22 protein-coding genes are annotated in these 22,590 nt (G+C 72.0%); 14 read left to right on the forward strand and 8 right to left on the reverse strand.

The features are described 5' to 3' along the window. The first annotated feature begins 289 nt into the window (after positions 1–289). Genes AB0A74_RS06575 through AB0A74_RS06585 form a run of 3 tightly spaced genes read left to right on the forward strand, consistent with a single transcriptional unit; the run spans position 290 to position 2,990 of the window. Entirely contained in the window at positions 290–1,216 is a 927-nt protein-coding gene (locus tag AB0A74_RS06575) for an ABC transporter ATP-binding protein (RefSeq protein ID WP_358247867.1), read from the forward strand. Positions 1,217–1,269: 53 nt separating this feature from the next. After that, on the forward strand, positions 1,270–1,989 hold the full coding sequence (locus tag AB0A74_RS06580; protein WP_358248029.1) for an ABC transporter permease: 720 nt from the start codon (positions 1,270–1,272) through the stop codon (positions 1,987–1,989). Positions 1,990–2,033: 44 nt separating this feature from the next. After that, the gene (locus AB0A74_RS06585) at positions 2,034–2,990 is read left to right on the forward strand and encodes a COX15/CtaA family protein (protein WP_358247868.1); all 957 of its coding nucleotides are present in this window, start codon (positions 2,034–2,036) and stop codon (positions 2,988–2,990) included. Here the strand turns inward: AB0A74_RS06585 and AB0A74_RS06590 are convergent. Genes AB0A74_RS06590 through AB0A74_RS06605 form a run of 4 tightly spaced genes read right to left on the reverse strand, consistent with a single transcriptional unit; the run spans position 2,927 to position 6,899 of the window. Continuing rightward, the gene (locus AB0A74_RS06590; protein ID WP_343935215.1) at positions 2,927–3,391 is read right to left on the reverse strand and encodes an ArsR family transcriptional regulator; all 465 of its coding nucleotides are present in this window, start codon (positions 3,389–3,391) and stop codon (positions 2,927–2,929) included. The genes AB0A74_RS06585 and AB0A74_RS06590 overlap by 64 nt on opposite strands. Before the next feature lie 46 nt (positions 3,392–3,437). After that, the gene (locus tag AB0A74_RS06595; RefSeq protein WP_358247869.1) at positions 3,438–3,956 is read right to left on the reverse strand and encodes a DUF742 domain-containing protein; all 519 of its coding nucleotides are present in this window, start codon (positions 3,954–3,956) and stop codon (positions 3,438–3,440) included. A gap of 7 nt (positions 3,957–3,963) precedes the next feature. After that, positions 3,964–4,407, reverse strand: coding sequence for a roadblock/LC7 domain-containing protein (locus AB0A74_RS06600; RefSeq protein ID WP_309116704.1), 444 nt, complete (start codon positions 4,405–4,407; stop codon positions 3,964–3,966). Further along, positions 4,404–6,899 (reverse strand): nitrate- and nitrite sensing domain-containing protein, encoded by a 2,496-nt coding sequence (locus AB0A74_RS06605; protein ID WP_358247870.1) that lies wholly within the window; start codon positions 6,897–6,899, stop codon positions 4,404–4,406. Before AB0A74_RS06605 ends, AB0A74_RS06600 begins: the two co-directional genes overlap by 4 nt. 348 nt (positions 6,900–7,247) lie before the next feature. On the opposite strand from AB0A74_RS06605, the gene AB0A74_RS06610 reads away from it, so the two are divergent. The 3 genes from AB0A74_RS06610 (at position 7,248) to AB0A74_RS06620 (ending at position 9,982) form a co-directional block, all read left to right on the forward strand. Continuing rightward, entirely contained in the window at positions 7,248–7,658 is a 411-nt protein-coding gene (locus AB0A74_RS06610; RefSeq protein WP_358247871.1) for a DUF485 domain-containing protein, read from the forward strand. After that, positions 7,655–9,232 (forward strand): cation acetate symporter, encoded by a 1,578-nt coding sequence (locus AB0A74_RS06615; protein WP_358247872.1) that lies wholly within the window; start codon positions 7,655–7,657, stop codon positions 9,230–9,232. The genes AB0A74_RS06610 and AB0A74_RS06615 overlap by 4 nt, the downstream gene beginning before the upstream one ends. Positions 9,233–9,397: 165 nt before the next feature. Beyond that, positions 9,398–9,982 carry a hypothetical protein gene (locus AB0A74_RS06620; protein ID WP_358247873.1) on the forward strand — a complete coding sequence of 195 codons (585 nt, stop codon included), beginning with the start codon at positions 9,398–9,400 and terminating at the stop codon, positions 9,980–9,982. A gap of 26 nt (positions 9,983–10,008) precedes the next feature. Here the strand turns inward: AB0A74_RS06620 and AB0A74_RS06625 are convergent, their stop codons facing one another. Next, positions 10,009–10,866: a hypothetical protein gene (locus tag AB0A74_RS06625; protein WP_358248030.1), complete on the reverse strand. Its 858-nt coding sequence runs from the start codon at positions 10,864–10,866 to the stop codon at positions 10,009–10,011. Between the two features lie 59 nt (positions 10,867–10,925). After that, complete coding sequence (locus AB0A74_RS06630; protein WP_358247874.1) at positions 10,926–11,222, reverse strand: hypothetical protein; 297 nt, start codon at positions 11,220–11,222, stop codon at positions 10,926–10,928. Between the two features lie 37 nt (positions 11,223–11,259). Between AB0A74_RS06630 and AB0A74_RS06635 the strand changes: the two genes are divergently transcribed. Next, entirely contained in the window at positions 11,260–12,882 is a 1,623-nt protein-coding gene (locus AB0A74_RS06635; RefSeq protein WP_358247875.1) for a DUF885 domain-containing protein, read from the forward strand. 69 nt (positions 12,883–12,951) lie between these two features. Beyond that, on the forward strand, positions 12,952–13,923 hold the full coding sequence (locus AB0A74_RS06640; protein ID WP_358247876.1) for a quinone oxidoreductase: 972 nt from the start codon (positions 12,952–12,954) through the stop codon (positions 13,921–13,923). Between the two features lie 91 nt (positions 13,924–14,014). On the opposite strand, the gene AB0A74_RS06645 is transcribed toward AB0A74_RS06640, so the two are convergent. Beyond that, positions 14,015–14,596 carry an FKBP-type peptidyl-prolyl cis-trans isomerase gene (locus tag AB0A74_RS06645; protein ID WP_358247877.1) on the reverse strand — a complete coding sequence of 194 codons (582 nt, stop codon included), beginning with the start codon at positions 14,594–14,596 and terminating at the stop codon, positions 14,015–14,017. Positions 14,597–14,821: 225 nt separating this feature from the next. On the opposite strand from AB0A74_RS06645, the gene AB0A74_RS06650 reads away from it, so the two are divergent. From AB0A74_RS06650 to AB0A74_RS06665, 4 genes are all read left to right on the forward strand, one after another. Further along, complete coding sequence (locus AB0A74_RS06650) at positions 14,822–15,829, forward strand: hypothetical protein (protein ID WP_358247878.1); 1,008 nt, start codon at positions 14,822–14,824, stop codon at positions 15,827–15,829. 64 nt (positions 15,830–15,893) lie between these two features. Beyond that, positions 15,894–16,529 (forward strand): hypothetical protein, encoded by a 636-nt coding sequence (locus AB0A74_RS06655; RefSeq protein WP_358248031.1) that lies wholly within the window; start codon positions 15,894–15,896, stop codon positions 16,527–16,529. 49 nt (positions 16,530–16,578) lie between these two features. Further along, positions 16,579–17,217, forward strand: coding sequence for an HD family phosphohydrolase (locus tag AB0A74_RS06660; protein ID WP_358247879.1), 639 nt, complete (start codon positions 16,579–16,581; stop codon positions 17,215–17,217). Between the two features lie 171 nt (positions 17,218–17,388). Continuing rightward, the gene (locus tag AB0A74_RS06665; protein ID WP_358248032.1) at positions 17,389–17,931 is read left to right on the forward strand and encodes a sigma-70 family RNA polymerase sigma factor; all 543 of its coding nucleotides are present in this window, start codon (positions 17,389–17,391) and stop codon (positions 17,929–17,931) included. Between the two features lie 243 nt (positions 17,932–18,174). Here AB0A74_RS06665 and AB0A74_RS06670 read toward each other — a convergent pair whose 3' ends face one another. Further along, positions 18,175–19,098, reverse strand: coding sequence for a heme o synthase (locus tag AB0A74_RS06670; protein WP_309116692.1), 924 nt, complete (start codon positions 19,096–19,098; stop codon positions 18,175–18,177). 263 nt (positions 19,099–19,361) lie between these two features. Between AB0A74_RS06670 and tkt the strand changes: the two genes are divergently transcribed. Beyond that, positions 19,362–21,455, forward strand: a complete 2,094-nt coding sequence (gene tkt, locus AB0A74_RS06675; protein ID WP_358247880.1) for a transketolase — start codon at positions 19,362–19,364, stop codon at positions 21,453–21,455. 21 nt (positions 21,456–21,476) lie between these two features. After that, the gene (tal, locus tag AB0A74_RS06680) at positions 21,477–22,589 is read left to right on the forward strand and encodes a transaldolase (protein WP_358247881.1); all 1,113 of its coding nucleotides are present in this window, start codon (positions 21,477–21,479) and stop codon (positions 22,587–22,589) included. Position 22,590: the final 1 nt, after the last annotated feature.

Raw genomic sequence — 22,590 nt, forward strand, 5'->3', positions numbered from 1 at the left:
GCCGGCCCGGGGTCGGGGGTTGCGGGCAGCCGGCGGTTGGCGGCTGGGGGATGCGGCGACGGGGGCTGTCGGCGGCAGGCTGGCGGCGGGCGGCGGGCGGTGGCGGGCGGCGGCGGGCGGGCGCAGGCGGCGGGTGGTGGCAGGCAGGGGGCGGCGCTCGGGTGGCGGCGGCGGGCGGGAGCGGGCGGCGGGTTTGTGGCGGCCACCCGCGAGTCGTCATCGCTTGGTGGGCGTGGGCGTGGAGACCTGCCTGCTGGTGGGGGTGAGGCAAGCCTTAGGCTTTGCCGTCGTGAGCCCGCACCCCCAGCACCCTGCCGTGGAAGTGTCGGGGCTGGTCAAGCGATACGGCTCCACCGTCGCGGTGAACGGACTCGACCTCACCCTCCCCCGTGGCGAGGTCCTCGCCCTGCTCGGGCCCAACGGCGCGGGCAAGACCAGCACCGTCGAGGTGTGCGAGGGGTTCCGCCGGGCCGACGGCGGCACGGTGCGCGTCCTCGGCCTCGACCCGCGCTCCCCCGCCCTCCGGCCGCGCATCGGCGTCATGCCGCAGGGCGGCGGCGGGTACCCCGGCGTCCGGGCCGACGAGATGCTGCGGCTGGTCGCCGCCTGCGCCGCGGACCCGCTCGACCCCGCCTGGCTGCTCGACGTCCTCGGCCTCACCAGCGCCAAGAGCACCCCGTACAAGCGCCTCTCCGGCGGCCAGCAACAACGCCTCTCCCTCGCCTGCGCCCTCGTCGGCCGACCCGAACTGGTCTTCCTCGACGAACCCACCGCCGGCATGGACCCGCAGGCCCGCCGCCTGGTGTGGGAACTGGTCGCCGCCCTCAAGAACGACGGCGTCAGCGTCCTGCTCACCACCCACCTCATGGACGAGGCCGAGGCGCTCGCCGACCACGTCGTCATCGTCGACCGGGGCCAGGTCGTCGCCGCCGGCACGCCGCGGGAGCTGACCGCGCTGGAAGACCAGCAACTCCGCTTCCGCGCCCGCCCCGGCCTCGACCTCTCGCTGCTCGTCGGCGCGCTGCCCGAGGGCATGAAGGTGCGCGAGGCCAGTCCCGGCGGCTACCTCGTGCAAGGGCGCATCGACCCGCAGGTCGTCTCCACCGTGACCTCGTGGTGCGCGCAACAGGGCGTGCTGGCCGAAGAGCTCACCGTCGCCAAGCGCAGCCTGGAGGACGTCTTCCTCGACCTGACCGGACGGGAGCTGCGGTCGTGAGGTTCGCACCGGGCACGTTCACCCCCAACCCCGGCCGGGGGTCCCTGGGCCGCATGCTGCTCACCCAGGCCCGCACCGAAGCCGTCCTGACCCTGCGCAACGGCGAACAGGTGCTCCTCACCGTGCTCATCCCGGTGGCCCTGCTGATCGCCATGAGCGTGATGTCGGTCATCCCGGTCCCGGAACCCCGCGTCGGCTCGTCCGTCGCCCGCGTCCTCGCGCTCGCGGTCATCTCCTCGGCGTTCACCGGCCAGGCCATCGCCCTGGGCTTCGACCGCCGCTACGGCGTCCTCAAACGACTCGCCGCCACCGCCCTGCCCCGCTGGCTGCTCGTGGGTGGCCGCCTCGCGGCCGGTCTCGCCGTCGTCGTCGTCCAGGTCCTCATCCTCGGCGTCATCGGCGCACTGCTCGGCTGGGACCTGCCCTCCCCCGCCGGCTGGCTGTGGACCGCGGTGCTGCTCCTGCTCGGCACGCTCGCGTTCGGCGCGCTGGGCGTCCTGCTCGGCGGCGCGCTGCGCGCGGAGATCGTCCTGGCCCTGGCCAACATCGTCTGGTTCCTGCTGCTGCTGGTCGGCGGCGTCGCGCTGGGCGTGAGCACCCTCCCGACCTGGCTCGCGACCATCGTGGAACTGCTGCCCTCCGCCGCCCTGGCCGAAGGCCTGCACACCGCCGTCGTGGACAACCAGGCACCCGCCCCGAAGCACGTGCTCGTCCTGGTCGCCTGGGGTGTGGCCGCCGCCGCACTGGCCGCGAGGACGACGAAGCTCACCTGACCCGGCCGCGACTTCTCAGCAAGTGGTACCTACCATCGGTAACCGTGCCTGACTGGGTCGTCGCCTTCCTGCTGAAGTTCCAACGCGCGTTCGCCGTCGCCGTGGTGATGGCGCAGGCAGGCATCGCCGTCACCGGCTCGATCGTGCGCGTCACCGGCTCCGGCCTGGGCTGCCCCACCTGGCCCGAGTGCGTCGCCGGCAGCCTCACCCCGGTCGAGCACCCCGAGGTCGCGCCGCTGCACCAGTGGGTCGAGTTCGGCAACCGCACCCTCACCGGCCTGGTCGGCGTCATCGCCGCCCTGTGCGTCCTGGCCGCCTGGTACTCCAAGCCCCGCCGCCGGCGCGTGGTCGTGCTCGCGGTGGTCCAGCTCGTCGGCGTGGGCGTGCAGGCCGTCGTCGGCGGCATCACCGTGCTGACCGGCCTGCTGTGGTGGACCGTCAGCGTCCACTTCCTGATCTCGATGGTCCTGACCTGGCTGGCCGTCCTGCTGCTGGCCTCGCTCCGGGAGGGCGACGCGCCCGCCCGCCCGCTGATCTCCGCCAACGTCCAGCGGCTCCAGGTCGTCCAGGCCGGTGTGCTCGGCCTGCTGCTGCTCGCGGGCACGTTCGTCACCGCCGCCGGCCCGCACGCCGGCGACGCGTCCACCCCGCGCCTGGACGTCCCGGTCGAGACGCTATCCCAGCTGCACGCCGACCTGCTGTTCCTGTTCCTCGGCATGCTGATCGCCCTGGGCTTCGTCCTGCACGGGCACGCCCGCCGCCCCTACGCGACCCTGGTCGCCACGGTCGTCGCGCAGGGCGCGCTGGGCATGGTCCAGTACTGGACCGGCGTGCCCGAGGTGCTGGTCTCCCTCCACGTCCTGGGCGCCGGCGCGGTCGTCATCGCCACCGCCAACCTGTGGACGGCCACCCGCGAGCGGGCCGGCGTCCCGCCGGTTCAGCGCGAGGACGAGGGCCTGCGCTCCCAGACCGCCGGGAGCTCGGTCGCCAGCCAGGTGTAGAGGTCGTCCACCGCGCGCAGCCGCACCGCCCGCTCCGGGTCGCCGCTCATCAGCCGCATCCCGGCCTCGGTCAACTCGCGCACGCTGGTCAGCGCGTCCAGCTTGCGCGCCACCAGGTCGCCCCACCGCTTCTCGTTGATCCGGTACTGCGCGGCCTGCCGCCCGCGGCGGGTCCGCTTGGTCACCAGGCCCTCGCCGACCAGGAACTTCAGGTTCGTGGAGATCGACCCGCTGGAGGCCTCCAGCTCCTGCGACAGCTCCGCGGCGGTCCGCTCGGTCGGCTGGCACACCAGCAGGTACCCGAGGATGCGCCCGCCGATCAGCGGGATGCCCTCGCGCTCGAAGTGCGCCGCGAACCGCTCGATCCACGCCGACAGCCGAGTCTCACGCCCGACACTCACCAGCCCAACCCCCTGTTTCGGCCGACACTGAAGCCATAGTAGGCAGTCAGAGCCGCCGGAGGCCGGCCAACACGCGCTCCATCAGCCCCAGGTCGGGCTGTTCGCCGTCGGAGGACACCGTGCGGTGCACGTCGATCAGGCCGCGCTCGGCCATGTCGCCCAGCAGCACCTTCGCCACGCCCAGCGGCAGCCGCAGCAGCGCCGCGACCTCCGCCACCGACCGCGGCCGGGCCACCAGCGAGATGACCTCCTGGTACTCGGCCTTCATCGCGCCCGGGTAGTCCCACTCGACCGTCGAGACCAGCGTCTCGATCTCCAGCTGGACCGACGACGTGGTGCGCCCGCCGGTCCACGAGTAGGCGCGGACGATCGACGCCGCCTCCTCGTCGCGCGGGTAGTCGAAGTCCACGTCGTCCTGGAACACCGGGTGCGGGCGCGTGGGCACCTCCGCCTGGTCCGGTTCGGGCCGCGGCGCGGGCTTGCGCCGCCGACCCGCGTCCAGGCTGAAGCCGTTGAGCAGGTCGGCGAACGTCTGCTCGGCGGACGGTTCGGGCTCCTGGCTCATGACCACCTCACGCCGACGGGCGGGCCATCATCCGTTTCACGCCCTGGATCTCGGCGCGCAGTTCCGGGGTGAGCAGCTGCCCGACCTGGTCCACGACGACGGTCATCTCGTAGGCCACCTGGCCGACGTCGGCGTCCGGCGCGGCCAGCACCGCCAGGCACGAGCCGTCCCGGATCGACATCAGCAGCATGATCCCGTACTGCATCTCGATCACCGAGCGCAGCACCGGGCCGCCGTCGAAGCACCGCGCGGCCGACTCGGTCAGGCTCGCCACGCCCGCCGCGATCGCCGAGAGCTGCTCGGCGCGGTCGTCGGGCAGGCCGCTGGACGCGGTGAGCAGCAGGCCGTCCACGGAGATGACCACGGCGTGGGCGACACCGGGCACGCGTTCGGCGAAGTTGCTCACGATCCAGCCGAACTGGTCGATCTGCCGTGACCTCTGCCCGCTCATGTGCTCTCCCGCCCCGTTCGGTTCTCACCGGACTCCCGTACACCTTGCCGGATACCGGTCTGGTAGCTGGCCAAAAATCCCCGTGTCGCGTTCGGATCACGCCGAACGGGTGCACCGGGTTCCGGCGCTTCGGGGCGGTCGGCCACCAGGTTCGTGCGCGGCCTGCGCTTGGGCAGGGCCGTCGAGTTCTCCGCCGCGGGCACCTCGGCCTGCACCGGAACGTCGTTCGTGCGCTGCCGCGCCGGTTCCGCGGGGCCCGGGGGGACGGGCTTGCCGGTGAACCAGGTGGACGGGTTGCGGGCCCCGCCCGGCGCGGCGCCCGTCGGCGGCGGCGTGCTGTTGGCGGCCGGCACGGGCCCCGGTGTCCTGGTGGGCAGCGGAGTCCCGTTCGGCGGAGTGGGAGTGCGGGTGGGCAGCTTCGTGCCGTTGGGCGGAGTGGGAGTGCGCGTGGGCAGCTTCGTCCCGTTGGGCGGCGTCGAGGTCCGCGTCACCGGGCGGGCCGAGGTCACCGCCACGTGGCCGGCGAAGGTCTGCTCCGACGCCGTCACCCGGCGGGGCTCGGGGGCGCTGGCCGCGCGGACCAGCTCGGGCGGCAGCGCGACCACCGCGCGCACGCCCTCGCCCTGCTCGCGCAGCATCACCTGCATGCCGTGCCGGCCGGCCAGCCGCCCGATCACGTACAGCCCGAGCTGGCGCGACACCGGCAGCTCGCCCGCCTCGTCCGCCGCGGCCTGCGCGATCTTGCGGTTGGCCTGCTCCAGGTCCTCCTCGGACATGCCGACGCCCACGTCGAGCACGTCCACGAACACGCCGCCGCCGGCCCGCGCCCGGCCACCGGCGATCACCTGGGTGCGCGGCGGGGAGAAGTTGGTCGCGTTGTCCAGCAGCTCGGCCACCAGCCGCACCAGGTCGCCGGCCGCGTACCCGACGACCTCGACCTGCGGCGTGGCCTGCACGACGACCCGCTGGTACTGCTCGATCTCCGACGCGGCGGCGCGCAGCACGTCGGCCAGCGGCACCGGGCGGGTGAACCGGCGGGCCATGTCGCTGCCGGAGAGCACCATCAGGTTCTCGTTGTTGCGGCGCATCCGGGTGGCGAGGTTGTCCAGCTTGAACAGGTTCGCCAGCTGCTCGGGGTTCTCCTCCTGCCGCTCCAGCTCCTCCATGAGCTTGAGCTGCCGCTCCACCAGGCCCTGGCTGCGCCGCGAGAGGTTGACGAACGCGCTGCGCATCGCGGTGCGCAGGTCGGCCTGCTCGGCGGCGGAGGCGACGGCCTGGCGGTGCACGGCGTCGAACGCGCGCGCCACCTGGCCCAGCTCCTCCCGCGTGTGCACGGGGACGGGCTCGACGGAGGTGTCCGGCGCGGCGTCCTCCTTGAGCTGCGCCACCAGGGTCGGCAGCCGGTGCTCGGCGACGTCCAGCGCCGCCACCCGCAGGGCGCGCAGCGAGCGCAGGAGGTAGTTGCCGACGACGAAGCCGACCGCGGCGGCGGCGAACAGCGAGGCGAGCAGGATCACCGAGGCGAAGCCCGCCCGGTCGCTGGTCTCGTCCTGCAACCGCTCGGCGGCGTCGGCGAGCTGCTTCTCCAGGCCGCGCAGGACGATGCCGATCTGGCGTTGCGCGCCGACCGACCCGTCGTTCCAGGCGTCCACGGCGACCCGGTCCGTGATCGACCGGGGGTCGCTGCGGACCTGTTGCAACAGGCTGTTGCGGGCGTCCACGTCCTGGCCCGCGACGGTGGCGCGGTAGTCGGCCTGCTGCTGCGGCGTGGCGACGGCGTTGAAGTCGGCGAGCTTGTCCTGCTGGCGGGTCCAGGACTGCTCCAGCGCGGTCTTCTCGTTGTCCAGCAACGATCCCCGGCTGATGCCGGCCAGCACGGTGGCGTGCTGCCAGGACATCTGCTCGGCCGCCATCGCGAGGTTGTGCAGCGCGGTGGCCGTGCCGGACAGGGTGGACTCGCCGAAGTCGCCGACCATCGCCTGGTCGAAGTCGAGCAGGGCGCGCAGGACGATGCTGTAGCCGCCGATGCCGCCCGCGAGGTCCACGCCGCCGGTGATCACGCGGTCGCGCAACTGGGGCAGGCCGTCGAGCTGGACGGTGACGTCCCGGAACCGCGCGCCCGCGACCTCGCCGAGCCGGGCGCGTTCCACCAGGTTCTTCACGCCCGCGGCGGCGGTGTCGGTGGCGCGCACGATGTCGCGGAAGCGCGACATGTCCACGCCCTCGCCCTCCGCGCGCTCGGCGGAGAAGGCGCGTTCGGCCTGGACGCTGGTGATCAGCGGGTCGAGGCCGGCGCGCAGCGTGACCAGCCGCTGCATGCCCGCGTACTGGTCGGCCGCCTTGATGTAGCCGCGGATCTGCACCAGCCCCGCGCCGACGGCGACCAGCACCGGCACCGCGAGGACGGCGGCCAGCTTGACCGGCAGCCGCCAATTCCGCCAGTCGGCGACGGCGGACCACCACTGCCGACGCGTGCCGTTTTCGCCTGTCACCACACAAGTCCCGGGGTAAATGAGTAACCGATCGACTACGCAAATCGTCACCGGCACGAGCGGCAGGCGGCGGATGCTGTTGCGGGATAGTAGGTGGTCGATCAGGCCAGGACAACGACCTCGGCGCAGGTCATCCGCCGTTCGGCGCACGGGTCGCGGCGGACGCGACGCGCGACCCGGACGACATCCGGGCCCCGCCGAGGTCGTGAGCTGCGCTAACAGTCCCGTCACCGGCCGTGGCGGCGGGAAGGGCGTTGACTGCGCGCGTCGCGGAGTTACGCTTCTCGCTCGCCGAACCCCGCACCCACGGCGTCCGCGGTGGATCGAGGCGAAATCCCTGGAGGTTTGATGACGAAGGCGATCCTGCCTCCGAGCGAATCGAGACGCGCGCGCGGTTTCGCGACGTTCGACGAAGATCCAGGGGTCCCGCTGCTGGTCGACGAATCGGGCAAGCCGGACTTCGTGGCGTTGCGCGACAGCGAGGATTTCCGCGAGTTGCGACGGCGCGTGACGCGGTTCGTACTCCCCGCGACCCTGGGTTTCCTGGCGTGGTACCTCGGTTACGTCGCGCTTTCGGCTTACGCGCCGGACTTCATGGCGACCGAGGTGTACGGCGTGATCAACATCGGGATCGTGTTCGGCGTGTTGCAGTTCGTCAGCACGATCGCCCTGACCCTGGCCTACGCGCGCTACGCGCGGCGCAAGCTCGACCCGCAGGTGGCCACCGTCCGGGCGCTGACCGGGGAGGGACGGGCGTGACCGGCGGCAACACGGCGATCAACGTCGGCGTCTTCGCCGTCTTCGTGCTGATCACGCTCTGGGTCGTGTACCGGGCGGGCAGCCGCAACACCACCGCGTCGGACTACTACGCGGCGGGGAGCAGCTTCACCGGGCCGCAGAACGGGATCGCGCTGTCGGGCGACTTCCTGTCGGCCGCGTCGTTCCTGGGCATCTCGGGCAGCATCGCGGTCAACGGCTACGACGGGTTCCTGTACTCCATCGGCTGGGTCGTGTCCTGGCTGATGGGCCTGATGATCATCGCGGAGCGGTTGCGCAACACGGGCCGGTTCACCCTCGGGGACGTGCTGGCGTTCCGGATGCGGCAGCGGCCGGTGCGCGCGGCGGCGGCGAACGTGACGCTGGTGATCTCGCTGTTCTACATGATCGCGCAGATGGCGGGCGCGGGCGCGTTGATGGCGCTGCTGCTGGACGTGCACACCAAGGCGGGGCAGGCGGTCGTGATCGCGGTCGTCGGCATCGTCATGGTGCTGTACGTGCTGGTCGGCGGCATGAAGGGCACCACGTGGGTGCAGATCATCAAGGCCGTCCTGCTGATCCTGTGCGTCACGCTGATGACGGTGTTCCTGCTGGGCAAGTTCGGGTTCAGCCTGTCGTCGATCATGGAGACGGCGTCGCGCAACAGCCCGCTCGGCCCGCAGGTGCTCGAACCCGGCGCGCGGTACGGCGGGACCCCGTTGGCGCGCCTGGACTTCATCTCGCTGGCGCTGGCCCTGGTGCTGGGCACCGCGTCCCTGCCGCACGTGCTGATGCGCTTCTACACCGTGCCCAACGCGCGGGAGGCGCGGCGGTCGGTGGTGTGGGCGACGTGGATGATGGCGATCTTCTACCTGTGCACGCTGGTGATCGGCTTCGGCTCGCTGGCGCTGGTCGGCGCGGACACGATCAAGAAGGCCCCGGGCGGCGAGAACTCGGCCGCGCCGCTGCTGGCGTTCGAGATCGGCGGCGCGGTGCTGCTGGGCATCGTGGCGGCGGTGGCGTTCGCGACGATCCTGGCGGTGGTCGCGGGCCTGACGCTGACGGCGTCGGCGTCGTTCGCGCACGACGTGTACGCGAACGTGATCAAGCGCGGGCACGCCGAACCGCGGCAGGAGGTCCGGGTCGCCCGGTTGACGGCGGTCGTGGTCGGGTTGCTGGCGATCGCCGGCGGCATCGCGGCCAACGGGCAGAACGTGGCGTTCCTGGTGGCGCTGGCGTTCGCGCTGGCGGCGTCGGCGAACCTGTCCACGATCATCTACTCGATGTTCTGGAAGCGGTTCAACACCAACGGGACGCTGTGGGCGATCTACGGCGGCCTGGTGTCGTGCGTCGTGCTGATCGCGTTCTCACCGGCGGTGTCGGGCACGAAGACGTCGATCTTCCCGGACGTGGACTTCGCGTTCTTCCCGCTGGGCAACCCGGGTCTGGTGTCGATCCCGTTCTCGTTCCTGTGCGGGTTCCTGGGCACGGTGCTGAGCCGGGAGGAGGCGGACCCGGCGAAGCAGGCGGAGATGGAGGTCCGGGCGTTGACGGGCATCGGCTCGGGACTGCGGTAGCGCCCCCGCGCCCGCTCGTCCGCGGAACCGGTCCGGGACCGCGGTGGTGGCACGCGCTCGGAACCGGTTCGGGCGCCGCGGTGGTGGCACGCGCTGGAACCGGTTCGGGCGTCGCGGTAACGATCGGGCGCCCGGTGCGGATCTTCCCCGTGGGGAGGTCTGCCGATGCCGTTGTTCGGCCGCCGGGGTGTGGAGCCGCCGAAGCCCGTCGACGAGCACGCCGGTCCGCTCGCGGAGTACACCGCGTTGCGGGCCGAGGTGTTGTTCGCGACCGAGATGATGTGGAAGGTCACCGTGTTCCAGGTGACCAGCGCGGGCGCGGTGTTCGGGTTCGCGTTGTCGTCGGCCGGTCGGCTGCCGTTGCTGCTGATCGTGCCGTTCAGCTCCTACATCCTGTGCACGCGCGGCATCTTCTACCGCCGGCTGATCCACCACGCGAAGGTCTACATCCACAAGGAGCTGGACGGGCGCGTGCCCGGCGGGCTGCGGTTCGAGGAGTGGCGGCACCGGCGGTACCGGAGGCGGCAGTTGCTGAGACCGGTGTACGAGAACCCGTTGGTGCTGATGTTCCCGGGCATTTCGGCGCTGTCGCTGGGGACGGTGGCGGTGTGGTTCCTCGCGACCGGGAAGAAGTGGGGCAACACCGCTGTCTGGAGCGGCGCGGTGGCGTGGTCGATCGGGGTGGCGCTGACCCTGCTGTCCGTGGTGCTGCTGTGGTCGGCGCACCGCCAGATCGTCGCCGAGCGCTGACCCGTGCGCCTGCTGATCAGCCGCGTCTAGGACCGCGCGCGAAGGGCGGCGCGGACCGCGGAGGCGAACCGCAGCGGGGCCGTGGCGTCGGTTTGGCGGAAGCCCAGGGACGGCTCGACCAGCTCCAGCTCCAGCAACAAGGGCGCGCCGGACGCGTCGGCCACCAGGTCCACCCGCGCGTACAGGAAGTCGGTCCGGCGCAAGCCCAGGTGCTCCGCCGCCGCGTCCAGGGCGTCCTCGGCGACCCGCTGCTGCGGCCCGGTCGGGTGCGCACCCGACAAGCGCTCCACGATGTAGAGGCCCGACTCGTCGTACTCGGCGTCCTTGGTCAGCATCGCGCCCTTGGTGAAGGCGTGGGAGTACTGGCCGCCGAAGTACACCAGGGCCGTCTCGCCGACCGCGTCCACCGCCGACTGGTAGGGCTGCACCAGCGCCGGACCGCCCAGGCCCTCCAGGTGGGCCGCGGCCGTCTCGACGTCGCCGGCCGCCACGCGCAGCGCGCCCCGCGACCCGGCGCCGACCGTGGGCTTGATCACGAACTCGCCGGCCGGCCAGTCGGAGAAGCCCGGGGAGGCCAGGACCGTCGGCACCACCGGCACGCCCGACCGCTCCAGGTCGAGCATGTAGGACTTGTCGGTGTTCCACGGCACCACCGCCGCCGGGTTCGCCAGCACCGGCACCGAGGCGCACCACGCCAGGAACTCGTCGCGCCGGTCGGTGTAGTCCCACGTCGAGCGCAGGACCACCAGGTCGGCGGTCTCGCCGGAGCCCCAGACCGACCACGCCGCGTCCACGCCGACGTCGGCCAGCGCGCCGACCAGGGCGTCGTCGTCGCCGTCACCGGTGGGCAGGGACGCGCAGCTCGCCAGGAGGACCTTCACCAGCGCAGCCTAAACAGGCGCGTTTCGCTTGCCAAGGCCTCCCGGCAGCGAAGAAACAGCGGTCAGATCGCCCAGGGGGACGCCATCTTGCGGCGGTGCGCCGGGCCGATCTTCGTCGCCGCGGTGGTCTCGCGGTCCCATTCGTGCTGGTCCAGGTCGGCCACGGCCTCGACCAGGGCCTCCGCCGACGCCACGTCGGGCAGCACGACGTCGCCCATCGCGCCGTCGTCGCCGACCAGCACCACGCGGGCGCCGGCCCGGCCGATGTTCTGCACCACCGCGCGGGCGGGCTTGCCGTGCTCCGCCACGAACCGCGTCGCCGTCTTCACCGCCGCGCCGACCTTCTTGTCCTCAGCCACCCGACAAGACTAGAACCTGCGGGTAACTTCCGTGCACGTGACCGAAACCACGACACCACACAGCCTGGTCGGCGAGTTCCTCACCTGGCACTTCGACCGCAACCCCGCGACCGCCGCGATGCTGGGCTCGCTGGAGCACGACCACACGCTCGGCGACTTCAGCGCCACCGCCCTGGCCGAGCAGGAGCGCGAGGCCGGCGGCTGGCTCGACCGGTTCGCCGCCGTGCGCACCGACGACCTGGAGGAGTCGGTCGACCTCGACCTGGTCGTGTCCGTGCTCAGGGGCGTCCGGGCGAAGGCGGAATGGCCTGCGTGGCGACGCGACCCGTCGACCTACACCGCGGCCGTGCTGTACCCGCTGTTCACCGCGTTCCTGCACCGGCTGCGCCCGGAACCGGAGCTGGTGGACAGCGTCGTCGCCCGGCTGGCCGAGGTGCCCGCGCTGCTCGCGCACGCCGAGCGCAACCTCGACCCCGAGCTGGCCGCGCCCAAGATCGTGGAGCGGGCCGCCGCGCAGGCCAAGACCGGCCGCGCGTTCCTCACCGGCACGCTGCCCGCCGAGGTCGGCGACCCCGGCCTGCGGGCGAAGCTGGCCGACGCCGCCGAACCGGCCGCCGCCGCGTTCGACCGGTTCGCCGCGTTCCTGGACGAGTTCGCGACCCGGGCCCGCGGCGACTGGCGGATGGGCGAGGCGCTGTACTCGCGGCTGCTGCTGGAGCACGAGGTCCTGGGCTACGGCGCGGGCGAGCTGCACGAGCGCGGCAAGGCCGCCTACGCCGACCTGGAAGCCGAGATGAAGCGGCTCGCGGGCACCGACGACTGGCACTCGGTGATGGCCGCGCTGCAGGACGACCACCCGCCCACGCCCGAGGCGATGCGCGCCGAGTACGAGGCGGAGACCCTGCGGGCGCGGGCCTTCCTGGTCGAGCGGGGCCTGGTGACGCTGGCCGACGGCGAGGAGTGCCGGGTGGTGCCGTCGCCGACGTTCCAGCGGCCGGTGCTGTCGGTCGCGTCCTACATGTCCCCCGCGCCGCTGACCAACGGCCGCGTCGGGCACTTCTTCGTGCCGTGGCCGCCGGAGGGCTTCACCGCCGAGCAGACCGAGCAGCGGCTGCGCACCAACTCCCGCGCCCAGCTCGCCACGATCGCCGTGCACGAGGCCTACCCCGGCCACCACTGGCACCTGTCGTGGCTGGCCGCGCAGGACCGGCCGGTGCGCAAGGTGTTCCGCACGCCGTACTTCTCCGAGGGCTGGGCGCTGTACGCGGAGAAGCTGCTGCGCGAGCACGGCTACTTCACCGCCGAGCAGGTCGGCGACGAGCGCAAGGCCCGCGCGCAGGAACTGGCGCACGTCGAGGCGCGGCTGTTCCGCGCGGCGCGCATGATCGTGGACACCGCGCTGCACTGCGGGGACATGACCGTCGAGCAGGCGGAGCGGTTCATGACGACCAAGGCGTCGCTCACGCCGGGCACGGCGCAGGGCGAGGTGACGCGGTACTGCGCGTGGCCCACGCAGGCCCCGTCGTACCTGACCGGCGCGTTGGAGATCGAGAAGATCCGCGAGGAGTTCCCCGGCACGCAGCGGGAGTTCCACGACAAGCTCGCCGGGTCCGGCGCGCTGCCGCTGGGCCTCGCGCGGCGCGTCGCTCTCGGCAGGTGAGACGCGGAACAGTCCCGGGCCCGCGCGGGTTGGGTCGGAACAGGCAACGGACAACGGAGGACGGCTGAGATGCCCAAGGCAGTGGTGGTGCGCGCGACCGGCGGACCGGAGGTGCTGGAGTTCGGCGAGGTCGAGGCGCGCACACCGGGTTCCGGGGAGCTGCTGGTGGACGTGGCCGCCGCCGGCGTCAACTACATCGACACCTACCACCGGGAGGGCCGCTACCCGCTGCCCGTGCCGTTCGGCATCGGTCTGGAGGGCGCGGGGCGGGTCGCCGCCGTCGGCCCGGACGTGACCGGTGTCGCGGTGGGCGACCGGGTGGCGTGGGCGCACGCGCAGGGCAGCTACGCCGAACAGGCCGTCGTGCCCGCCGCGGCGGCCGTGCCGGTGCCCGACGGTGTGGCCGACGAGACGGCCGCCGCGCTGATGCTCCAGGGCATGACCGCGCACTACCTGGTCGCGTCCACCTACCCCGTCCAGGAGGGCGACACCGTCCTGGTGCACGCCGCCGCCGGCGGGGTGGGCCTGCTGCTGGTGCAGCTGGCCAAGGCGCGCGGGGCCCGGGTGATCGCCACGGTGTCCACGGAGGCCAAGGAGGCGCTGGCGCGGGAGGCGGGCGCGGACGAGGTCGTCCGGTACGACCGGGTCGAGTTCGCGCCCGCGGTGCGGGAGTTGACCGGCGGCGCGGGCGTGGCGGCGGTGTACGACGGCGTCGGCGCCTCGACGTTCGACGGCAGCCTGGCGAGCCTGAAGCCGCGCGGCTACCTGGTGCTGTTCGGCGCGTCCAGCGGCCCGGTGCCGCCGGTCGACCCGCAGCGGCTCAACCAGGCCGGGTCGGTGTACCTGACCCGGCCGAGCCTGGGCGCGTACACGGCCACCCGGGAGGAGCTGGAGTGGCGGGCGCGGGAGCTGTTCGCGGCCGTGGAGAGCGGCGCCCTGGCGGTCCGGATCGGCGCCCGCTACCCGTTGGCCGACGCGCGGCGGGCGCACGAGGACCTGGAGGGTCGCCGCACCACCGGCAAGCTGCTGCTCCTGCCCTGACCCCGCGGACGGCGCCGGCAGCGCCGGCGGCCCCGACAGCGGAACGCTCCGCGCGCCCGGGTGGCGCGCGGAGCGTCGGCGGGGCCGGGGGTCAGGACTGGACCTTCACCGCGTCCACGACGAAGATCAGGGTCTCGCCGGGGGCGATGGAGCCCTTGCCGTCCGGGTAGCCCTTGTCCGGCGGGACCACCAGGAGGCGACGGCCGCCCTCCTTGAGGCCGATCAGGCCCTCGTTCCAGCCCTGGATGACCCGGGCCTGGCCGATGTTCTCCAGCTCCAGCGGCTTGCCCGCGTCCCAGGACGCCTCGCGGGTCTTGCGGTCGCGGAAGGTCGCCAGGACGTAGTGCACCTCGGCGGCGCCGCCCTGCTTGATCTCGGCGCCGGTGCCCTCGGTGAGGTCCTTGACCAGGAGGCCGTCCTGCGGCTTGCAGCCGGTGGGCACGGTGATCGCGGGCTTCGCGCCCGCCGCGCCGGTCACCTGGTACTGGGCCGGCTCGCACGGCGGGCCGCTGGGCGTGGGCAGCGCCTGCGCCTCGCTGGCGGCGGCGGTCGGGGTGGCCGACGGGGTGTTGGTCTTGGTGGACGGCCGGTCGCTCGCGGTGCACGCGGTCAGCGCCAGTCCGGCGGACAACAGGGGCACGAGAGCCAGGGCCGTACGGCCGACGGTACGCATGGTTGCAGACCTTATGGCGTGGGCTCGTCCGCCGTGCCGCCAGGCCCACCAGCAGGCCCAACGCCGGTCACCGTGCGCTGTTTTCGATCTCCACGCGAAACCGCAATTGTGCACTAATTACCGCTATCGCAGTTCGACACCCCAGCGTACAGTAACTCCGCGCACTTGATCGGATACTGACGGCATTCGGCCTTTCGGGTGCAAGGCCGAAGGAGGTGACCCACCGTGTCCGCGAAGCCGGCCGGCGATCGCGGCAACCTGTTGCAGGAATTGTTCTGGACCAGGACAGGCCTGCTCCTGTTGATCCTCGTGGTGACTTCGGGGACCTGCCTGGCCATTTCCAGCACGATGGACCCGGGCGCGCTCCGCAACTTCGTCCTGTCCGTCGGCACCGGCACGATGATCTCCGCCGTCGTCGGTTTCACGCAGACCCTGGTCACCAGTTCGGCGGCGCAACGCGCGCTGGTCACGCCGGTGGTCGAGGAGAGCCGCAAGGCGCTGCGCGAGCTGACCTTCGAGTACCGGGCGTTGGACCGCGAGTTCTTCCCCACCCACGTGTTCGAGCCCACCGCTCGGCCGGACCCGGTGTTCAACCAGGTGATGATGCAGGACCTGGAGCGCACCCGGCTCTACGGGTTCCGCGGCTTCGCGGGCCGGTACGCGGCCTGCCGGCTGCTGTTGTCCCAGGCGGAGTGCGAGCTCCGCGCCGTCCTGGCCGACCCGCGGGACGACGACGCGATCAGCGGCCGGGCCCGCTACCTGCTGCGCCACGAGGGCGCGGACGGCGACTACGACACCATCGTGGACCGGTTGCGCGAGCAGATCTCGATCGGCCTGGTCGGCCTGTTCTGCGCGCGCAGCCGGTGCTCGCGGATCGACCTGACGATCGTGTCGGACCCGCCGCTGGACCGGCTCGAACTGTTCGACGACAGTGCGTGGCTCACCCTCTACAGCAACACCAGCGCGGGGATAGTCCGGCTCTACCCGCGCACCCTGCGTTTTTCCGAGGGGTCGTTCCTCTACGGCATGGAACGCGCGGAGTTCCTGCGCATCAGCAATTCCAAGGCGGGGCTCCACGTCGTCATCACGCCGGGCACCACGCGCGAGGACTTCCTCGTCCTCTTCGAGAAGATCACCGGCGCCCCGCTGACGGCGGAGGGGTTCCGCGCGCTCGAAGAGAAGTTCCACGCATTCCGCCGGGAATTCTCCACCTCCGCTCAGTTGGGGAGCTGATCAAGTCGTGTTCACCGAGTCTGCCGGGTGCTCCGCCCTCGCGGAGCTGGCCACGATCGTCGCCGTGGCCGACCGTCCCGTCACCGACTCCCCCGTCCTCGGTCCCCGCGTCGTCGGCTCCCCTGTCGCCGACCACTGGGCACGCGTCGAGGTCCGGTTCCGGGAGTGGGCGGGACGGCCGGGCCTGCGGGACAGACTTCGTGCGTATTTGAGTTCGTTGACCCCGCGCGAGGAGATGCGCGTGATCGCCAGGTCGCGCGAGACGACCACGCACTTCGCGTGGTGCCTGCGCGACGAGCCGGCCGAGCCGTTCACGTTCTGGCTGCACGAGTACAAGCCGCAGCAGGACTGGCGCCACGGCTACGCCGATTCCATCCACAACCACCGCTACCACTTCTGCACGGTCCTGCTCGCCGGGTCCTACCTGCACGAACGCTTCGACGCCCGGCTCGCGCCGGACGGCGGGTCGATCGTGGACACCACGTTGCTGCGCAGCACGGAGGCCGTCGAGGGTGACGCCGGGACGATGTTGGCGCACGAGTTCCACCGCATCCCCAAGGCGGCGGACGACACGCTGACGTTCCTGGTCAAGAGCCGCGCGGTCACGCCGTGGAGCCTGTCGTTCGACCCGGACACCCGGACCAGCCACCGGCACGTGCCCGTGGAGTCCAGGTTGGAGGAACTGACGAACACGCTCTAAGGATCACCGGCCCGCCTTACCATCGGCCCACCCGGCACGGGAGGGTCCGATGAGTACGGTCACCGCACGGTCGATCTTCGAGGTCGAGCGCGAGGTGTGGCGCCTGTGCCACGACCTCGCGGCGAAGCTCCAGTTCCACGGTTGGCACCACGTGAGCTTCGTGCGCGACAAAGCGGTCCACTTCGCCCGGCGCAACGGCGCGGACGCGGCGCTGGTCGAGGTGGCCGCTTTGGTGCACGACGTGAACTACATGGTGCGCAAGAATTCGCTGCCGGTGGACGGTCGGGACCTGCGACTGTCCATCCTGGCCCGCGCGGGCGTGTGCCCGGAGGTCGCCGCCCGGGTCGATCTGGTCGTCGAGGAAGCCGAGATGCGGACCCGGCACCGGGACATCTCGCTTGAGGCGCAGGCGCTGTCGGACGCGGACACGCTGTTCAAGGCGCTGCCGGTGACGCCGGTGGTGCTCGCGCCCAAGTACCTGGAGGAGAACGGCATCACGCTGCGCGAGCTGGCGCACAAGATCGTCGGCGAGCAGCAGGCCAAGGCGGACGAGGGGTACTACTTCTACGACCCGGAGGCGGCGGCCACGTACTCCCGCTGGGCGACGGCCAACCTCGAACTCTGGCAGTGCATCGTAGAATCGTTGAACGATCCAACGGTAGACCGACTACTGGCCGCTGTCTCTTAGACGGTCCCCGGCCCGAGTTGCTCCGTTTGCGCACGAAAGTTGGTCTGAATACCCACGTAAGGCCACGGACAGTGGCGCGTCCCACACCCGCGAAGCCGCGGCGCGCGACCGCGGTGGGGGTGGAGGTGCGAGGTGTTCGCCGACGACAGGACGGTCCCGTTACCCGAGACGGTGACCCCCCAGACCGTGGAGGCGGCCCTCGCGGGCGACCGCCGGTCGGTGGAACAACTGCTCAGGGTGGTGCGGCCGGCCGTGCTGCGTTACTGCCGTGCGCGGCTGGGGACGTCGGCGGCGGACGACGTGGCGCAGGAGGTGTGCCTGGCGGTCCTGCAAGCGCTCCCCCGCTACCGCGACCAGGGGCGGCCGTTCCTGGCGTTCGTGTACGGCATCGCGGCCCACAAGGTCGCCGACGCCCACCGCTACAACGCCCGCAACCGCGTGGACCCGGTGGCCGACGTGCCCGACGGTCCGATGCCGGAGGCCGGGCCGGAGGCGTTGGCGCTGCGCGGGGAGCTGTCGGAGGAGATGTCGCGGCTGCTGGCCCTGCTGCCGGCGAAGCAGCGGGAGATCCTGGTGCTGCGCGTGGTGGTGGGGCTGTCGGCGGAGGAGACGGCGGAGGCGGTCGAGTCGACGCCGGGCGCGGTGCGCGTCGCGCAGCACCGGGCGCTGACGCGGTTGCGCAAGGCCGTGGTCGAGCGGATGGCGTGCCTGTGAGCGCGGCGGGCTGACGAAGGTCCGGGTGACGTCCGACCGGTCCCGAGGGGGGACGGCGCGGCACCCGGCCCGGTGCGATGACGCGTCCGGCCGCCGGAGAGCGCCGGCGAGTGGCACGCCGGGCCGCCGGAAAGAGCCGGCGAGTGGCACGCCGGGCCGCTGGAAAGAGCCGGCGAGGTGTTGGGCCGCCGCGGTCCGGCTGCCCCGCTCAACGGCGGGCGGCAGCCGACCGCTCGAACGGGACTAGAACGGCCAGCCCAGGACCGGCAGGCCGATGACCGCGTCCACCGCCAGCCCGCAGAACACGAACATCAGGTACAGGTTCGACATGTGGAAGAACTTCATCGTGTTCGTCGACCCGCCGCGCCGGACCACCCCGTGCAGCCGGTGCGCGAAGACCGCGAACCACACGCCCGACACGGCCGCCACGGCCACGTAGATCCACGACGTCACCGGCGCCAGCAACAGCGTGCACACCACGGTGATCCACGAGTAGATCACGATCTGCCGCGTCACCTGCTGCGCCGTCGCCACCACCGGCAGCATCGGCACGCCCGCCCGCGCGTAGTCCTCCTTGAACTTCATCGCCAGCGCCCACGTGTGCGGCGGGGTCCAGAAGAAGATCACGCCGAACATCACCAGCGCCGGCCACGCGACCGTCCCGGTCACCGACGACCAGCCGATGATCACCGGCATGCAGCCCGCCATGCCGCCCCAGATGATGTTCTGCGACGTCCGCCGCTTGAGCACCAGCGTGTAGACGAAGATGTAGAACAGGATCGTCGCGACGGCGAACACCGCGGAGATCAGGTTCGTCGTCAACCACAGGAAGCCGAACGACACCACGCCCAGCACCACGCCGAAGATCAGCGCGTTGCGCGGCGGGATGGCGTTCTGGGCCAGCGGCCGGGCGCCGGTGCGCTTCATGACCGAGTCGATGTCGGCGTCGACGTAGCAGTTCAGGGCGTTCGCCGAGCCCGCGGCCAGGGTGCCGCCGGCCAGGGTGCACGCGATCAGCCACAGCGGCGGCAGGCCGCGGGCGGCCAGGAGCATCGCCGGGATGGTCGTGATCAGCAGCAGCTCGATGACGCGGGGCTTGGTGAGGGCCACGTACGCCCCGACCACCTGTCGGGGCGACCGCGCCGGAAGCTCGCTGACGGCACTCATCGCACTCCTCGGTCGGGTCGGGGGGATGAGCAGATCGTAACCGCGCGTTGAAAACACAGCCCGTTCGGGTACGTCTGAACGCTGGAGGAGACCCGCTCGTATGCCCTGTGCGTACACCCACATTGCGCAAGTCGCACGGACGCCGCTACCGCCCACTAGGCTGACCGGCGGACGAGGGAAAACCGCGGATAGGGCCTGACGGGATCGATTGAGACCGACCGTCGAAGACACCGCCGCCTACGTGAGACTGGAGCTGGAAGTCCGTGTCCGTCACCGATGACATCACCCGGCTGACCGAGGCCCATCTGCCCGACGACTGGACGGAGCTCGACAAGCGCGCCGTCGACACTGCGCGTGTCCTCGCCGCGGACGCCGTGCAGAAGGTCGGCAACGGCCACCCCGGCACCGCCATGAGCCTCGCGCCGCTGGCCTACACGCTGTTCCAGCGCGTGATGCGGCACGACCCCGCCGACCCGGACTGGGTGGGCCGCGACCGGTTCGTGCTCAGCGCGGGCCACTCCAGCCTCACCCTCTACGTCCAGCTCTTCCTGTCCGGCTACGGGCTGGAGCTGGACGACCTCAAGGCGCTGCGCACGTGGGGCTCGGCGACCCCGGGCCACCCCGAGCACCGCCACACCCCCGGCGTGGAGATCACCACCGGCCCGCTGGGCCAGGGCCTGGCCTCCGCCGTGGGCATGGCGATGGGCGCCCGCCGCGAGCGCGGCCTGTGGGACCCGGAGACCCCGCTGGGCGAGAGCCCGTTCGACCACCACATCTTCGTGATCGCCTCCGACGGCGACATCGAGGAGGGCGTGACCTCCGAGGCGTCCTCGATCGCGGGCACCCAGAAGCTGGGCAACCTCACGGTGATCTACGACGACAACAAGATCTCCATCGAGGACGACACCACCATCGCGCTGTCCGAGGACACCGCGAAGCGCTACGAGGCCTACGGCTGGCACGTCCAGGTCGTCGAGGGCGGCGAGAACGTCTCCGGCATCCTGGAGGCGCTGGAGAAGGCCAAGGCCGAGACCGAGCGGCCCTCCTTCATCCTGCTGCGCACCATCATCGGCTACCCCGCGCCGAACAAGCAGAACACCGGCGCCGCCCACGGCGCGGCCCTGGGCGCCGACGAGGTCAAGGCCGTCAAGGAGATCCTCGGCTTCGACCCCGAGCAGACCTTCGAGGTCGCCGACGAGGTCCTCGCCCACGCCCGCGAGGTCGTCAAGCGCGGCGAGGCCGCCAAGGCCGAGTGGCAGCGGTCGTTCGACGCGTGGGCCGCGGCCAACCCGGAGCGCAAGGCGCTGTTCGACCGCCTGGTCGCCCGCCGGCTGCCCGAGGGCTGGGCCGACGCGCTGCCGTCGTGGGAGCCCGACGCCAAGGGCGTGCCGACCCGCAAGGCCTCCGGTGAGACGCTGACCGCGCTGGCCGGCGTGCTGCCGGAGCTGTGGGGCGGCTCGGCCGACCTCGCCGAGTCCAACCTGACCACGATGAAGGGCTCCGACTCGTTCGGCCCGGAGTCGATCTCCACGGGCATGTGGAAGGCCCACCCGTACGGCCGCACGCTGCACTTCGGCGTCCGCGAGCACGCCATGGGCTCGATCCTCAACGGCATCGCGCTGCACGGCCCGACCCGCCCGTACGGCGGCACGTTCCTGGTGTTCTCCGACTACATGCGCCCGGCGGTCCGCCTGGCCGCGCTGATGAAGTCGCCGGTCACCTACGTGTGGACGCACGACTCCATCGGCCTGGGCGAGGACGGCCCGACCCACCAGCCGATCGAGCACCTGGCCGCCCTGCGCGCCATCCCCGGCCTGACCGTCGTGCGCCCCGGCGACGCGAACGAGACGGCCGCGGCGTGGAAGGCGACCATCGAGCAGACCGAGGGCCCGGTCGGCCTCGCGCTGTCCCGCCAGAACCTGCCGGTGCTGGAGGGCACCAGGGAGAAGGCGCTGGAGGGCGTCAAGCGCGGCGGCTACGTGCTGGCCGGCGACGGCGAGCCGGAGCTGGTGCTCATCGCCACGGGCTCGGAGCTGCAGATCGCGGCCGAGGCGCGGAAGGTGCTGGAGGCCGAGGGCGTTGCCACCCGTGTGGTGTCCATGCCGTCCGTCGAGTGGTTCGACGCGCAGGACGAGGCCTACCGCGAGTCGGTCATCCCGTCGTCGGTGAAGGCGCGCGTGGTCGTCGAGGCCGGCATCGCGCAGCCGTGGTACCGGTTCGCCGGTGACGCGGGCGAGATCGTCTCGATCGAGCACTTCGGCGCCTCCGCCGACTACCAGACGCTGTTCCGGGAGTTCGGCTTCACCACCGAGAACGTCGTCGCGGCGGCCCGCCGGTCGCTGGCCAAGGTCCGCTGAACTTCCGTAAGGGGCGATGAAATGACTGCCAACCCGCTGGCCCGGCTCAGCGAAGCCGGTGTGTCCATCTGGCTGGACGACCTGTCCCGCGAGCGCCTGAACACCGGCAACCTCGCCGACCTGGTCGCCAACCAGCACGTGGTGGGCGTGACCACCAACCCGACGATCTTCGCCGCCGCCCTGTCCAAGGGCACGGCCTACGACGAGCAGGTGCGCGAGCTGGCCGCGCGCGGCGCCGACACCGACGCCGCCGTCCGCGAGATCACCACCACGGACGTGCGCAACGCGTGCGACCTGTTCCGCGACATCTACGAGTCCACCGACGGCGTGGACGGCCGCGTGTCCATCGAGGTGGACCCGCGCCTGGCGCACGACACCGAGGCCACCATCGCCGAGGCGCTGGACCTGGCCAAGGCCGTGGACCGGCCGAACCTGCTGGTCAAGATCCCGGCGACGATCGCGGGCCTGCCCGCGATCACCAAGGTGCTCGCCGAGGGCGTCAGCGTGAACGTGACGCTGATCTTCTCCGTGGAGCGCTACCGCGACGTCATGGAGGCGTTCGTCGCGGGCCTGGAGCAGGCCAAGGCCAACGGCCACGACCTGCGCGGCATCCACTCCGTGGCCTCGTTCTTCGTGTCCCGGGTGGACACCGAGATCGACAAGCGGCTGGACGCGCTGGACACCCCGGCCGCCAAGGAGCTGCGCGGCAAGGCCGCCATCGCCAACGCGGTGCTGGCCTACGCGGCGTTCGAGGAGACCTTCAAGGGCGAGCGCTGGGCGGCGCTGGCCGCCGAGGGCGCCCGCGCCCAGCGTCCACTGTGGGCGTCCACCGGCGTGAAGGACCCGAACTACTCCGACACGCGGTACGTGGACGAGCTGGTCGTGGCCGACACGGTCAACACGATGCCGGAGAAGACCCTGCACGCCGTCGCCGACCACGGCAGGATCACCGGTGACACCGTGACCGGGCGGGCCGCGCGGGCGCAGGAGGTCTTCGACGGGCTGGTCGAGGCCGGCATCGACCTCGACGACGTGTTCGTCGCGCTGGAGACCGAGGGCGTCGACAAGTTCGAGAAGTCCTGGGCGGAGCTGCTGGAGACGGTGACCGGACAACTGAACCAGGCGAAGGGCTGAA

Source organism: Saccharothrix sp. NPDC042600 (assembly GCF_040647305.1).
Classification (GTDB): domain Bacteria; phylum Actinomycetota; class Actinomycetes; order Mycobacteriales; family Pseudonocardiaceae; genus Actinosynnema; species Actinosynnema mutabilis.

What these genes read in the sequence shown, in the direction of transcription:
- AB0A74_RS06580 (WP_358248029.1), top strand. Translation starts at nt 1,270, where the DNA reads ATGCTGCTCACCCAGGCCCGCACCGAAGCCGTCCTGACCCTGCGCAAC.
- AB0A74_RS06595 (WP_358247869.1), bottom strand. Translation starts at nt 3,956, where the DNA reads ATGAGCCAGGAGCCCGAACCGTCCGCCGAGCAGACGTTCGCCGACCTG.
- AB0A74_RS06600 (WP_309116704.1), bottom strand. Translation starts at nt 4,407, where the DNA reads ATGAGCGGGCAGAGGTCACGGCAGATCGACCAGTTCGGCTGGATCGTG.
- AB0A74_RS06610 (WP_358247871.1), top strand. Translation starts at nt 7,248, where the DNA reads ATGACGAAGGCGATCCTGCCTCCGAGCGAATCGAGACGCGCGCGCGGT.
- AB0A74_RS06620 (WP_358247873.1), top strand. Translation starts at nt 9,398, where the DNA reads ATGCCGTTGTTCGGCCGCCGGGGTGTGGAGCCGCCGAAGCCCGTCGAC.
- AB0A74_RS06640 (WP_358247876.1), top strand. Translation starts at nt 12,952, where the DNA reads ATGCCCAAGGCAGTGGTGGTGCGCGCGACCGGCGGACCGGAGGTGCTG.
- AB0A74_RS06645 (WP_358247877.1), bottom strand. Translation starts at nt 14,596, where the DNA reads ATGCGTACCGTCGGCCGTACGGCCCTGGCTCTCGTGCCCCTGTTGTCC.
- AB0A74_RS06660 (WP_358247879.1), top strand. Translation starts at nt 16,579, where the DNA reads ATGAGTACGGTCACCGCACGGTCGATCTTCGAGGTCGAGCGCGAGGTG.
- AB0A74_RS06670 (WP_309116692.1), bottom strand. Translation starts at nt 19,098, where the DNA reads ATGAGTGCCGTCAGCGAGCTTCCGGCGCGGTCGCCCCGACAGGTGGTC.
- tal (WP_358247881.1), top strand. Translation starts at nt 21,477, where the DNA reads ATGACTGCCAACCCGCTGGCCCGGCTCAGCGAAGCCGGTGTGTCCATC.